The following is a 14,041-nucleotide window of genomic DNA, read 5'->3' as shown; positions in this document are numbered from 1 at the left end:
GAACGAATAGCGAAGCTGACATTTGCGTCGGTGTATCCACATTATGTTACAAAAGTTGAGAAAAAAGGAAGGACACAAGAAGAGCTACATCTGGTAATAGAGTGGCTGACGGGGTTTGATACGATGAAGCTGGAAGAACTCATCGACCGGAAAGTAACCTTTGAAACCTTTTTCGAAATGGCAACATTGAATCCGAATGCTAACCGGATAACGGGAGTTATCTGCGGCTATCGGATAGAAGAAATTGAAAACCCGCTCACCAAACAGGTTCGTTACCTGGACAAATTGGTGGATGAATTAGCAAAGGGTAAAAAAATGGAAAAAATCCTGAGAACGGTTTAAGAGAGAAAGATCAGATTATAGATAAAATTAACATGATTCCGGTCAGGAATCCCCAAAGTCTGCAAAACAAACTACGATACTCCGCTGAAAGATGGTAAATTTGCCGCGCACGAGTAAGTTGAGATAAAAACCAGATGCGGAAGATTACAGAGATACTGACAAGACCCTACCCCTATTTATTTTCCACCCGTAGAAACGTAATGATAGCGTTGGCTGTCGGACTGCTTGTAGCGGGAATTAACTTTGTGGGAATTCAGCAAAGTACACTGGATGTATACCGATTTGGCAAATTAACGGTTATTGCGCTTGCAGGAGTGACAACCTGTGTTGGAATTCTGCTCGTTATAGAAGGATTACCCCGGTTGGTTTTCTCCCAACGCGTTAAAGAAAACTGGACGACAGGAAAGGAATTTCTGCTGGTTGTGTTCCTTTTGATTGTCATCGCCTTTTTGAACAACCTTGTTTTTTTCTCAATTACACGAAATACTGGTTTGGTAGACTATTCGGATCATCTGTTGAATTCCATTTATTTTGCTGTTCTTATCGGGAGTGTTCCGACAGCTCTGATTATCTGGCTCAACTATACAATTATCCTTCGCAGAAACCTTGCTGCGGTTAACTCCTACAATCTACAACTACAGGATCGACTGAGTAAACCGGTAAACACCCTGTCAGAACAATTGGTTAGAATTCCCACACAAAACAAAAATGAGATACTGGAATTCGATGTGTATCAGTTTTTGTACGCCCGTTCGGAAGGCAATTACCTGGAGGTATACTTGCTCATGCCCGAAGAAGTCAAGAGAATTGTTTGTCGTCTTTCTTTACAGCAGTTGGCAACGGATTTGGAAGAATACACGTTTTTATTTTCTCCGCATCGTTCTTTTTTGATCAATATGCGACACATCGTATCTACTTCGGGGAATGCGCGAAATTATCGGGTACAGTTGAAAAACGTGGATGTAGAAATTCCGGTTTCACGTACAAAATTTGAAGCCTTTAATACAGCTTTTGAAAACTAAAAAGCGCCTTCCTCAGGAGAAGAAAGCGCCTTTTACCGGGCTAGTTGAAATAATAACCAAAACCAATTGAAGGAAGGAATCTGGAGTCAAAATCGGCGAGTCGGAATCTTCCGCCGTCCAAAACCCCTTTCAGCGACAGCCAGGCTTCACACTTGATACTGAATTGCCGGATACGCACCCCAATAGATTGAGAGACCCCGTAATCAAAATACGTGTAATGATGTTTAAATGTCCTCTCGTGATTATCAAAGTCGGTTTTCCAGGTACCCTTTGAAAAGGTGTGCGTTACACCGGCATACGGTTCAATACCAATAAAAAAGTGTTTTTTCCGAAACGGGTACAGGAGTAGTTCACTGACAAAGTAGGCGCCCCCATCCAGTGTAAAACCATCTACATATTCGGTAAACCGGTTGGAGCTTTCCTGTAAGTAACTGTGACGTGACACAATACCCATGAACCATTCGAGATGTTGTCCCGAATGAATCGCCCATTTGGCTTTTACGATACTCCCGAAATGTGATCCGTAACTGGTATTGATAAAGTCAGAGGAGAGTAAAAAATCGAGTTTGAAAGGATGTGACTTTCGTGTACTGTCGGTTTGTGCAGATACTCCGTAAGAGAATAAGGCAGTAAGTGCAATTACAATGAATTTTTTCATGTTTGTGTGATTAAGGGATGAGCGATAAACCATTTTCGAAGCTGACAATCGGACTGTTCCGGTGAGAAGTGTTTTCCAGTTTTTCGTACTGAAAATGTAAACTGTCATAATTCCGGAGAAAAAGCTGTTCAGTAAATGCACCAAAAGCAAGATTCATTGACGCCCCTTCCAGATCCCCCATGGTCATATACAAATTCCCGGGTAAAGCCCCGGATTGTTTCGAATACGCTTCTTCCAACTGAAACAAATAAGCATTATACCACATCAGGTTCGGACTCGCAGCGATAATGGTTGTAAAAGGATGTTCAATATCCTGCTGAAGGAACACATACGTACTGAAAAATCCCCCCAGAGAATGTCCGTACAAGGTTCGGTTTTTAACGGGAACCCCCAATTCCGTTTCAACGTTGGGAATAAGTTCTTCTGTCAGGCAGGTCAAAAAGTTCTTTCCCCCTCCGGATTCTCCCGGGAAGTCCGGATCAGCGGGATAGGAGAAGTCCCGTCCTCTCAGGTTTTTCCCCTTATAGCCGATTCCAACAACAATGTGATCGGTCTTTCCCGTTTTATGAATGACTTCGGCAGCTTCCCGCAGATAGTCGTCACCATCCAGCAGATAGATCATTTTTGCCGGAGTTGCCGGATTATACGTGTTGGGGATAACAGCCCTGAGTGAATACGTTGTTTGCGTTTGTTGGGAGTGCAGATCAAAAGTATGGATTTCTCCAAGTTCCGATAGTTTTTCTTTTTTGCACGAACTTAATGTCGCCATACCTAAAGCGAACAAAAGAAACGAGCGATACAATTTTCCACCAGTTTTCATATTCTTTTTTTGAAATTAAATCTGGGGCAAAAGTAGAGAGGTGTCTGATGGTTTTTTTGCTGAAAACCTTACTATGGTGTGGAATGACGTGATTTTGGGATGAAATGGCAGGGAAGACTAAGCCTGTTTTTGTAGAGGTAAAAACAGCGGGTAAGAAAACGAACAAATAACAGAATCCGTTAGCAGATCAAAACAAATATACTTTTTCAAAAAACAAGTCCGAGGGAGCCCCCAACGACATACTCCTGACGTTTACTAAATTCATTAACAAGAGTAAAATCACAGTGAAAACCAAAAAAGAACTGACCGATCCTGAATTTCATTCCCGGTTGTATTTGTAATCGGTACAAGCGGTCCATATCCAGCGTGGAATAGAGATTTCGTTTCTGAAAAGCAACACCCTGTAAAAGGGTGGTATAAACGGACCATTTGAAACCCTCTTTGTTTATCATGTAAATACCACCACCGATTCCCAACCGAAGTCGATTAAGACTTCCGTAAAAACGGGCATCTCCGCTCTGTTCTTCGAGTTTGTAAATACTATTTTGAGGTCCCAGTGTAAGCTCACCGAAAACCCGTTTATTTTCCATGCGGGCCATTATGTCAAACGCAATTAATCCCACTGCTTCTTTTTTCGAAAAGGATTCGTGCTCTACCTGGCATTGAAGCCCCATCCGGATAGTTTGGGAACGAAGTGTATATACCCCGGATAACAGAAACACGACAAAAAGAAAAAGAAGCTTTTGCATTCCGGAAAAGTACTAATTTTCATAAAGAAAAGCGCAGAAGCACGTGCAGAAACGGAACATAAAATTCAGGTAACAGTGCTTTAACAAGGCTTAATACATATTCAAACAAGCGTAACCATTCGTTAATGAACGATTGGTTTGCATACTTCATCTTTGAAGTGAAATAATTAAAACACAATAAAGATGAAAAAAGGTTACCTGGTGATTGCCATTGGTTTAATCACATTTTTACAATCGACAGGGGCTTTGGGACAAAATCCCGGATTGTTGATTTCCGAGTTTTTGCAGAACCCTTCGGGGACTGATTCACCCTATGAATATGTTGAGCTACTTGCGACAGATGATATTGATTTTTCGGTGACACCTTATACAATTATCGTTACAAATAATGGAACTGCTCAGGCCGAAGGTTGGGTAACAGGTGGAACCTATACGTATGCGTTCGAAATTTCTACAGGTACGGTTAGTGTCGGAGATGTAGTTTATGTGGGAGGGACATTAATGGCTCCTGTGGGAACAAAGTTGCGGATGATCGACACGGGTGTTGATGGAGGAGACGGAGGAGTTGGTAACGCTACATCCAGTGGGGTAATTGGAAACGGAGGTGCCAATGCAGATGGAATAGGTGTGTTTAACGTTCCTGTTTCGTCGATTACATCTTCTACTGTCCCAACAGACGCTGTTTTTTTTGGTACAGGAATTGGTGCTGCTGAAGTAAATGGCGGAGCAGACGGATACGAGCTTCCGGTGAATGACCTGTATAGCGGCGGAAAACTCACAGCTACCAGCGCGTATGTTGTAGATGCCGATTTAACTGTGGCTTCGGGAATGTTTGACTTAACAACAAATACGTTTGTCATTCCGCGAACATTCTCTTCAGGAACTGCTACTGAAACCTCCGAAATACTTTTTGGGAATGCTGCTCCCGTACAGATTGGTTTTGATGAAAACAACAGAACCGTAAACGAGGATGCCGGAACCATTTCGTTTACAATGACTCCGCTTAATGCTTCATCAAACCTGGCACAATTTGATTTGGAGATCGTTGGGTTTTCCACAGCAACAAATCAATCGGATTTTTCAATTGCGCAAATGTCGTATACTATTCAACCAGGGGTAACCACCCCGATCACGGTGTCCGTAGAAATTCTGGAAGATCTTCTGGAAGAACAGTCAGAGTACATTACACTAACGATAGTAAATGAAAACAATGTACAGGTTAGCGGAAACCCTTCGATTACACTATACATAACCGATAACGACAGAATACTACCGGCTGCAACAAACGAAGTAAAACTTCAGTTACTGACCAGCTTTTCGAATGGAGCAGAAGACCTTTCTTCGGCAGAGATTACAGCGTACGATGAAGGATCGTCTCAACTGTTTATTGCCAACAGCGTGGCAAACACTATCGATTTTGTAGATTTTCAGGATCCGTCAAATCCGGTTCTTGATTTTTCATTCAATGTAGACTCAATTGGTGCTGTAAATAGTATCACTGCCTACAATGGAGTAGTAGTGGTTGCGTTAGAGAATCTTGACCCGCAACAAAACGGGTATTTACTTTTTCTGGATGCAGACGGTAACTGGTTAAATCGTATCGAAGTAGGAGCAATGCCGGACATGGTGACTTTCAACCATGCGAAAGATAAAATCCTGGTGGCAAACGAGGGAGAACCGAATGATGATTACACAATAGACCCGGAAGGAAGCATCAGTGTTGTAGATTATTCAGCTGGAGCAGCAGCTCTTACACAATCAGATGTTACGATGATAACCTTCACAGCGTATAATGGTCAGGAAGTAACCCTTAGAAATCAGGGTATTCGTGTTTTCGGACCGGGTGCATCCGCTTCTCAGGATTTTGAACCGGAATACATTACCGTTTTGGAAAACGATGAGGTTGCTTATGTTTCCCTGCAGGAAAATAATGCACTGGCAGTACTTGATTTGGTAAACAATACGGTAGAGGATATTCTGCCATTGGGTACTATAGATCATAGCCTTTTTGGTTTTGGTATGGATGTAAGTAATGTGACAGAAGGAATTAACATTGCTAATTTCCCGGTAAAGGGAATGTTCCAACCGGATGCCATCTCATCAATTACAATTGACGGGGCGCCTTATATCTTTACAGCCAACGAAGGAGACTCGCGTGATTATGACGGATATAGTGAAGAAGCGCGAATTAAAAACCTTGTGCTTGATCCGACTGTTTTCCCGAATGCAACGTTCTTACAAAGAGATGAAGTGTTGGGACGGTTGAACACAACACGGGCAAATGGTGATGCGGATAATAACAACCAACACGAAGAAATTTACACCTACGGAACCCGTTCATTTAGTATTTGGGATGCGGACGGAAACCTTGTTTTTGACAGCGGTGACTGGTTTGAACAAATTATTGCAGCAGATCCTGTCTTTGCAGAAATGTTTAATGCAAGTAATACAGGAATGAGTACGAAGAATCGTTCAGATGATAAAGGTCCGGAGCCGGAGGGCATCGCAACAGCTTACATTAATGGTGTGCCTTTTGCTTTTGTTTCATTGGAAAGAATCGGTGGAGTAATGTTGTTTACTATCAGTGACCCGACAGCTCCTCAATACTTAGGTTATTACAACAACCGGGATGTTGCTACCAACGGACCGGATAAAGGAGCAGAAGGTTTGCTTTATATCGAAGCAGATGCATCCCCGAATGGCAAGGCACTTTTGATTCTTTCCAACGAGGTTTCCAGTTCATTAACCATCTTCCAGGTAGAGACTTGTCAGGAGTTGTCAGGATTGACAATTGCTACTACAGACGGAACGGACGAGTATTGTGAAGGATCTTCTACTGAAATCGTCGCGACATCTTCCTCTACTTTGGATTACCAGTGGAACCTTGATCATTCGGAAGTATCCGGAGCGACAGAAAGTTCTCTGGAAGCTGATACACCGGGAGCCTATTCGGTTTCTTTTACCAACACATCTGAATCCTGTTCAGGAACAACAGCCGCACTGGATATTGAAGAATTGCCGGCTCCTGTTCCAACAATCACCAGTTCAGATGACGCACTGACAACAGAGGTGTTTACTGGGTATGAATGGTATTTTGAAGGAAGTGCGCTTCCTGATTCGGATCAGCAGACCTGGACACCTACAGAAAACGGAGACTATACCGTTGTAGTAACAGGAAGTAATGGATGTGAAGGAACTTCTGCGGTGTACACGGTAATGGGGCTATCTCTATCTGATTTTGAAAATTCTGCATATACGGTTGCACCTAATCCTGCAAATGAGGTGGTTACCATTTCAGCACAGGCTGATTTCAATGTTTCGTTGTATGATGCGGGAGGAAACCTTATTTACAACAGCGAATCACAGAATAAAGGAGTAAACATTGCTGTTTCCGGACTGCCTAACGGGGTGTATTATATACAAATCACATCAGAAAAGGTATCGGAGACGTTTAAGTTAGTCGTGCAACACTAAGCCGACAATCCGACAATGATCGTGACAAAGCCTTCTGAGTGGATTTACTCGGGAGGCTTATTTTTTTGAATAAAAAGCAGATAGGAAATGAAACAGGAAATAAATTAACTTCCAACTTTTGAGTTAGTTATATTTTTGTATATTTCGTCATGACAAAATTATGACAAAAGTCATTTTACTACCTGATGCTTGTCACTTACTTTGCTCGTTGAAAGAATTTACTTTGCCGATAGATATGGGAATAATATACATGATGATAGCGGTTAGTTTACTCCTTGCAATAGTCTTCCTGGTGTCCTTTATATGGGCGACCAAGGATGGACAATTTGACGACGACTACGCTCCGGCTGTTCGCATACTTTTCGACGAAGAAACAAAACAGGAAAAAGACAAAAAACAAATAGATGGAAATCCAGAAGTTTAGTTACGACAACGTGATCGTAAAGAAGTTCGCTTATGCGACTATTATTTGGGGAATCGTAGGAATGACTGTCGGGCTTATAGCAGCTCTTCAGCTTGCTTTTCCACAGTTTTTTAACGACCACCTTTCGGTTAAATATATTTCCTTTGGTCGTATTCGTCCCTTGCATACGAATGCTGTGATCTTCGCTTTCGTAGGAAACGCGATTTTTACGGGAGTTTATTATTCGCTGCAACGTCTGTTGAAGGCACGAATGTGGAGTGGTGCGCTTTCCAATATTAACTTCTGGGGGTGGCAGTTTATTATTGTCTGTGCTGCTATTACACTTCCTTTGGGATACACAACCTCAAAAGAATACGCGGAACTGGAGTGGTGGATTGACATCCTGATCACATTAATGTGGGTCGTATTCGGTCTCAATATGTTCATGACAATTATTAATCGTCGTGTAAAGCATTTGTATGTAGCCATCTGGTTCTATATCGCAACGTTCGTAACAGTAGCAATGCTACACATATTTAATTCATTTGAAATTCCGGTTTCATTTATGAAAAGTTACTCGTGGTATGCCGGAGTACAGGATGCATTGGTGCAGTGGTGGTATGGACATAACGCTGTGGCATTCTTCCTGACAACACCATTTCTGGGGTTGATGTACTACTTTGTTCCGAAAGCAGCAAACCGCCCGGTCTATTCTTACCGTCTTTCGATTATTCACTTCTGGGCTTTGATCTTTATCTATATCTGGGCAGGACCTCACCATCTTTTGTACACCGCACTTCCTGATTGGGCACAGTCGTTGGGAGTTGTTTTCTCGGTAATGCTGATCGCTCCGTCATGGGGAGGAATGCTGAACGGACTGTTGACACTTCGCGGAGCCTGGGACAGAGTGCGTGATGATGTTACATTGAAATTCATGGTGGTGGCTCTTACCGCTTATGGTATGGCAACTTTCGAAGGACCACTGCTTTCCCTGAAGAACGTAAACATGATCGGTCACTATACCGATTGGATTATTGCACACGTACACGTTGGTGGATTGGGATGGAACGGAATGTTGACGTTCGGTATGCTGTACTGGTTGTATCCTAAATTATGGCAAACAAAATTGTATTCAAAATCGTTGGCAAACACACACTTCTGGATTGCTACTTTGGGAATTATCCTGTATGCAATACCAATGTATGTAGCAGGTTTTATGCAAGGTTTGATGTGGAGACAATTTGCAGCTGATGGTACATTGATGTACAAAGACTTTTTAGAGACCGTTACTGAGTTGAAACCGTACTACATCCTACGTTCATTAGGAGGATTGTTGTACATCTCAGGAGTAGTTCTGATGGCATACAACCTCATAAAGACTGCTCGTGCAGGTTCATTCCTGAGAAACGAAGAGGCAGAAGCTCCGGCTTTGGCAAAATCTTCAGGTGGACGTAAAAAAGGAGAATACTGGCACAAGTCTATCGAGCGTAAACCGATGCGCATGTTGGTGATCAGTTTGATCGTGGTGGCCGTGGGAGGAATCATCGAGATTATACCGACCATTATTGTCAAAACCAATGTGCCGACTATTTCAACGGTAAAGCCCTATACTCCGCTTGAATTGGAAGGTAGAGATATCTATATACGGGAAGGGTGTAATAACTGTCACTCACAGATGATACGTCCCCTTCGTTTCGAAACCGACCGTTACGGAGAATACTCAAAAGCAGGGGAATTTGTATACGATCACCCATTCCTGTGGGGGTCAAAACGTACCGGTCCTGATTTGGCAAGAGAAGGAGGACTTCGTTCCAATCAGTGGCATTACAGTCACATGATTATGCCGAAAGAAGTTTCTGCAAACTCGATTATGCCGGCATATGCATGGATGGCGGAAGACGATCTGGATATTTCATTGACAGAAAGAAAAATAACAGTGATGCGACAATTGGGCGTTCCTTATCCGGAGGGATATGAGAAACAAGCAGTTGCCGACCTGAAAGCACAGGCACAGGAAATCGCAGCGGATATCGTTAACAATATGTCAAAGAATCCAACTCAGCAGAAAATTGATGACCTGGCGAAAAAGGATATTGTTGCTCTGATTGCTTATCTGCAAAGATTGGGTACGGACATCAAAGCTGTAGAAGTTGAAGATAATGTTGAACAGACAGCACCGGCTGCCGAATAACCAAAAGAGATGTTAAAGTTTATAAAACATCACATGTCTACGATTGAGAACATTGAGATATTTCCAATCATCTCCCTGTCCATATTCGTAGGATTCTTCGCGATACTTCTGTACCGTGTGATACGAATGAAAAAAAGTGAAATATCGGAAATTGAAAATATTCCCTTTGAGGATTAAAAACCGGAAGACAATGAAAAAGCAAATGAAGAAATATATCCTTGGAGCATTGGTACTGGTCGCGTTTGGGTTACAACTGCACGCACAGGACGGTAAAGAGTTATTTGAGACAGTATGTAGTACCTGTCATAAAATCAATGATAACTCGACAGGTCCGAAATTGAAAGGTGTACGTCAATTGTGGGCAGATGCAGAAGAATCTGATTTATTGTACGAATGGGTGAGAAATCCGGCCGGATTGATAGAAAGCGGAAAAAGTAAGCGGGCAATTGTTGCTGAAGCATACAGCCCGACAAAAATGACGGCACAAAATCTTACCAACGAACAGATCGATGCTGTTTTTGATTACGTAGAGAATTGGCAGCCTGAGCCTGAAGAACCAGAAATTGCGGGTGACGGACAGGTAGCTCCTACGATTGTTCAGAATTACAAGGAAAATCAGAAAATGTTTTACTGGATGATTGGGGCAATGGTGGCTTTGTTGATTGCAATTATTGTAATGGCCTCTTCCATTCAATCGTTCATGAAGTCCGATTATTTCAAAAAACGAATGAAAGACGCTTATGATCGTCAACATGGGGGAGGAACACAAAAATTAACAATGCTTGCTTTACTTGTCGGTGCATTGTCTTTCCCTGCTGCTTCTATGGCACAGTCAATGGATACAGGTGCCGATGAGGTTCTCTTCAAAATAACAACCAGTGACCTTTATCTTGTAGGAGCAATCAATATCGTATTACTGTTTGTGCTGATTTATCAGGCGCGTCTTTTCCGGTCACTGTACCGAATGACACTAACTCCGGAGCAACAAAAATCCGTTGAGAGTGAAGGAATCACAGCTAAGAAAATCAATAAAATCCTTACGGATGCTGTGGATATCGAAGATGAGCAGTCTATCCTGCTGGATCACGAGTATGACGGAATTCAGGAGCTGGATAACAACTTACCACCATGGTGGGTTTGGGGATTCTATGCTTCGATTGTATTTGCGGTAATCTACCTGTTTAACTATCACATCTTAAAAACGGCTGACTTACAGGTGGCTGAATACGAAAAAGAAGTAGCTCAGGCGGAGATTGAAATTGCTGAATACCGTGCTAAAATGGCAATGAATGTGGATGAGTTCAATGTAACATTACTTACAGATGAATCTGCTTTGGCAACAGGTAAAACATTGTTTACGAAAAATTGTCAGAGTTGTCACATGGAAGATGGCCGGGGAGATATCGGACCAAACCTGACGGATGATTATTGGATTTACGCCAATGATATTGCGACAGTCTTTAAAACAGTAAAATATGGTACACCGAACGGAATGCCGGATCATGAAAAGAAACTTAACCCTATAGAGTTACAACAGGTAGCTTCTTATGTACTATCTTTAGAGTACGTAGCAGGTAAAGAACCTGAAGGGGAATTAATGAAGAAACAGGAAGTTGAAGAGACAACTCCCGATGAAACCGAAAATTCGTCAGAAGAAGAATCCGTTGATGAGGAATCTGGTGATTCAACAGAAGAATAATCAAAAAAGCCTCATCAGAAATGATGGGGCTTTTTTAAAGTTTGTGATTGTGACTAAAGTCGCAGAATAACATGAAGAGAGTAAATAAATTTCCAATAGAATAACACCACAAACATGGAAGAACAGGAAACGTACAGAGATACAATCGCTACAGTTGATGAGAAGGGAAAACGGATCTGGATTTTTCCTAAAAAACCATCCGGGAAGTTCTACGACTACCGGAAATGGGTAAGTTATTTATTGTTGGTATTTCTGTTTGCCGGTCCGCACATTAAGATTGGTGGAGAACCGATGCTTATGTTCAATGTTATTGAGCGAAAGTTTGTCATATTCGGACAGGTTTTCTGGCCACAGGATTTTTACATTTTTGCTATCGCCCTGGTGCTCATGGTGGTTTTTATCGTCCTGTTTACTGTTATCTATGGTCGTTTATTCTGTGGATGGGTGTGCCCCCAGACAATTTTTATGGAAATGGTCTTCCGGAGAATTGAATATTGGATTGAAGGTGACTGGACACATCAGAAAAAACTTGATCAGATGCCCTGGAACGGGGAAAAGATCCGAAAGAGAATCCTGAAGCATGCTATATTTTGGGGAATTTCATTCCTGATCGCCAATACGTTTCTGGCTTATATAATCGGGGCGGATGCCTTGTGGGAAATTCAGACGGCGAATCCGATGGAACACCTGGGAGGATTGATTGCTTTAATTATTTTCACCACCGTATTTTATGCCGTTTTTGCGCGGTTACGGGAGCAGGTTTGTACAACGATATGTCCCTATGGACGACTACAGGGAGTTTTGCTGGATCGCAATTCCATTGTAATTACGTATGATCACGTACGTGGAGAAGAGCGGGGCAAATTCAGAAAAAATGAAGATCGAAAAGAGTCTGGAAAAGGAGATTGTATTGATTGTGGTCAATGTGTAAACGTCTGTCCTACGGGTATTGATATCCGAAACGGGACACAGTTGGAATGTGTTAATTGCACCGCCTGTATAGATGCCTGCGACCACATGATGGAATCTGTAGGACTGGAAAAAGGCTTAATTCGCTACGATAGTGAAAATGGAGTGAATACGGGAACCCGCTTCAGCTGGACGAGACGAATTAAAGCGTATACAGCTGTATTGGCGCTTCTTTTAGCGGTTTTGGTTGTACTCGTTGTGACACGTACGGATTTTGATGCAACAATTTTGCGACAGCGGGGGGCGACTTATCAGGAGTTACAGGATGGACGTATTAGTAATATTTACGAGATTGACCTGTCCAATAAAACGAAAAAGGAATATACGGTGGAACTGCGTATTCTGGAAGGAAAAGGAGAGATAGAAGCGGTTGTCAAAGACATGGTGCTTTTGCCTGAAAAACACATGCGAGAACGTTTTCTGATTAGAATGAATCAGGATGACGTGAAGAAGGGGAAGAATGAGCTTATTATCGGAATATACGGAAACGGAGAACTGATTACGAAGGCAAGAACAACATTTATCGGACCATTATTGTAAAAAGATGAACTGGGGAAAAGGAATAACCATTGCGATTATAGCATTCATGACATTTATCGTTGTATTGATTGTCAACCTGATGTCAAAGAATGTGGATTTGGAGTATGATGATTACTATATGAGAGAAGTTTCGTATTCGGACAGAATTACAGCAGAATCAAACGGACTACCTTTTGTAAGAACAACACGGGTTCAATTTACGGAGGATGCGCTGGTAATTTTGTTACCGGATGATTTTCCGGCAGTAGATTCGGGTCTGGTGCACTTTTACAGACCGGATAATGCCGGAGCAGATGTGCGAATGGAACTTACCAATGAGAAAGAACAATTCTTTCCGATCAAATTATTTAAATCGGGAAGATATGAAATCAGAATGGAGTGGACAGGAGACGGGAAGCCGTATTTCCTGAAAAAAACCGTATTTGTTCAGTAGTTATGGAAACATTAATCGGAGTTGCTGTTTTATTGGGGTTGGGGTCGAGTTTACATTGCCTTGGGATGTGTGGACCGATAGCTTTTGTGTTACCGCTGAACCGAAGTAGTTTTGGCACCAAAATTTCCGGAACCTTGGCGTACAACATAGGGCGTGTCGTTACGTATGCGATCTTGGGAGCTGTTTTTGGTTTTATAGGAAAGAGTTTTGAATTGATGGGCATTTTGCAAATTATGTCTGTGGTATTCGGTGCTTTGATAATTCTGGCAGTTATTTTTCCCCGGCTGATAACGCGTTTAGCTCCGGTTAATCGGGGGTATCTCAGATTCAACAACTTCATTCAAAAGAAGCTGGGATATTTTCTCAAAAACAAGTCGGCTTCAGCTCTGTTTACCATAGGTCTACTGAACGGGTTATTGCCCTGTGGTATGGTGTATATGGCGTTGATGGGATCGTTGGTATACGGTTCAGTTTCCGAAGGTGTTTTATTCATGGTTTTCTTTGGATTGGGAACGATTCCGGCAATGGGTACAGCAACCTATTTTTCAAATGCAATATCGTCAGGTTTACGGAAGAAATTTCAGAAAGCTGTCCCATACGTAATGGTCGTTTTCGGTGCTTTAATTATTATCCGTGGTCTTAATTTGAACATTCCCTATTTATCGCCTCAGGTAAAGATGAATGCAGAAAAAGAAGTGACTATGAGTTGCTGCTCAAAAGCAAAGACCTGTGATGTTCAGG

At 42.2% G+C, this 14,041-nt stretch carries 12 protein-coding genes; 9 read left to right on the top strand and 3 right to left on the bottom strand.

Features of this window, described 5'->3' with window-relative positions:
• Nucleotides 1-342 (top strand): DUF2200 domain-containing protein (locus AC4PL9_RS13330; RefSeq protein ID WP_491605241.1); only part of this gene is annotated, 342 nt, incomplete at its 5' end.
• 134 nt (nt 343-476) lie between these two features.
• On the top strand, nt 477-1,364 hold the full coding sequence (locus AC4PL9_RS13325; protein ID WP_491605240.1) for a LytTR family transcriptional regulator DNA-binding domain-containing protein: 888 nt from the start codon (nt 477-479) through the stop codon (nt 1,362-1,364).
• A gap of 40 nt (nt 1,365-1,404) precedes the next feature.
• Here AC4PL9_RS13325 and AC4PL9_RS13320 read toward each other — a convergent pair whose 3' ends face one another.
• From AC4PL9_RS13320 to AC4PL9_RS13310, 3 genes are all read right to left on the bottom strand, one after another.
• Nucleotides 1,405-2,022 (bottom strand): hypothetical protein, encoded by a 618-nt coding sequence (locus tag AC4PL9_RS13320; RefSeq protein WP_491605239.1) that lies wholly within the window; start codon nt 2,020-2,022, stop codon nt 1,405-1,407.
• Nucleotides 2,023-2,032: 10 nt separating this feature from the next.
• Complete coding sequence (locus AC4PL9_RS13315) at nt 2,033-2,842, bottom strand: alpha/beta hydrolase (RefSeq protein WP_491605238.1); 810 nt, start codon at nt 2,840-2,842, stop codon at nt 2,033-2,035.
• 206 nt (nt 2,843-3,048) lie between these two features.
• Nucleotides 3,049-3,591 carry a hypothetical protein gene (locus tag AC4PL9_RS13310; protein ID WP_491605237.1) on the bottom strand — a complete coding sequence of 181 codons (543 nt, stop codon included), beginning with the start codon at nt 3,589-3,591 and terminating at the stop codon, nt 3,049-3,051.
• Nucleotides 3,592-3,774: 183 nt separating this feature from the next.
• Here AC4PL9_RS13310 and AC4PL9_RS13305 point away from each other — a divergent pair, with 183 nt between their 5' ends.
• From AC4PL9_RS13305 to AC4PL9_RS13275, 7 genes are all read left to right on the top strand, one after another.
• Nucleotides 3,775-7,065: a choice-of-anchor I family protein gene (locus AC4PL9_RS13305; protein WP_491605236.1), complete on the top strand. Its 3,291-nt coding sequence runs from the start codon at nt 3,775-3,777 to the stop codon at nt 7,063-7,065.
• A 160-nt stretch (nt 7,066-7,225) separates the two neighbouring features.
• Complete coding sequence (gene ccoS / locus AC4PL9_RS13300) at nt 7,226-7,489, top strand: cbb3-type cytochrome oxidase assembly protein CcoS (RefSeq protein ID WP_491605235.1); 264 nt, start codon at nt 7,226-7,228, stop codon at nt 7,487-7,489.
• Nucleotides 7,470-9,659 carry a cytochrome-c oxidase, cbb3-type subunit I gene (ccoN, locus tag AC4PL9_RS13295; protein WP_491605234.1) on the top strand — a complete coding sequence of 730 codons (2,190 nt, stop codon included), beginning with the start codon at nt 7,470-7,472 and terminating at the stop codon, nt 9,657-9,659. Before ccoS ends, ccoN begins: the two co-directional genes overlap by 20 nt.
• 190 nt (nt 9,660-9,849) lie before the next feature.
• A complete protein-coding gene (locus AC4PL9_RS13290; protein WP_491605233.1) occupies nt 9,850-11,358 on the top strand; it encodes a c-type cytochrome in 1,509 nt (502 codons plus the stop codon).
• A 114-nt stretch (nt 11,359-11,472) separates the two neighbouring features.
• Complete coding sequence (ccoG, locus tag AC4PL9_RS13285; RefSeq protein ID WP_491605232.1) at nt 11,473-12,867, top strand: cytochrome c oxidase accessory protein CcoG; 1,395 nt, start codon at nt 11,473-11,475, stop codon at nt 12,865-12,867.
• Nucleotides 12,868-12,871: 4 nt separating this feature from the next.
• Entirely contained in the window at nt 12,872-13,300 is a 429-nt protein-coding gene (locus AC4PL9_RS13280) for a FixH family protein (protein WP_491605231.1), read from the top strand.
• A 2-nt stretch (nt 13,301-13,302) separates the two neighbouring features.
• Nucleotides 13,303-14,041 (top strand): sulfite exporter TauE/SafE family protein (locus AC4PL9_RS13275; protein WP_491605230.1); only part of this gene is annotated, 739 nt, incomplete at its 3' end.

This window comes from Wandonia sp. (genome assembly GCF_984588085.1).
The sequence above is the reverse complement of the archived record's forward strand: the minus strand, read 5'-3'. Positions and strand labels throughout refer to the sequence as shown.

Coding starts and splice junctions, on each gene's coding strand:
- AC4PL9_RS13325 (WP_491605240.1), top strand. CDS start 477: ATGCGGAAGATTACAGAGATACTGACAAGACCCTACCCCTATTTATTT.
- AC4PL9_RS13320 (WP_491605239.1), bottom strand. CDS start 2,022: ATGAAAAAATTCATTGTAATTGCACTTACTGCCTTATTCTCTTACGGA.
- AC4PL9_RS13315 (WP_491605238.1), bottom strand. CDS start 2,842: ATGAAAACTGGTGGAAAATTGTATCGCTCGTTTCTTTTGTTCGCTTTA.
- AC4PL9_RS13310 (WP_491605237.1), bottom strand. CDS start 3,591: ATGCAAAAGCTTCTTTTTCTTTTTGTCGTGTTTCTGTTATCCGGGGTA.
- AC4PL9_RS13305 (WP_491605236.1), top strand. CDS start 3,775: ATGAAAAAAGGTTACCTGGTGATTGCCATTGGTTTAATCACATTTTTA.
- ccoS (WP_491605235.1), top strand. CDS start 7,226: ATGACAAAAGTCATTTTACTACCTGATGCTTGTCACTTACTTTGCTCG.
- ccoN (WP_491605234.1), top strand. CDS start 7,470: ATGGAAATCCAGAAGTTTAGTTACGACAACGTGATCGTAAAGAAGTTC.
- AC4PL9_RS13290 (WP_491605233.1), top strand. CDS start 9,850: ATGAAAAAGCAAATGAAGAAATATATCCTTGGAGCATTGGTACTGGTC.
- ccoG (WP_491605232.1), top strand. CDS start 11,473: ATGGAAGAACAGGAAACGTACAGAGATACAATCGCTACAGTTGATGAG.
- AC4PL9_RS13280 (WP_491605231.1), top strand. CDS start 12,872: ATGAACTGGGGAAAAGGAATAACCATTGCGATTATAGCATTCATGACA.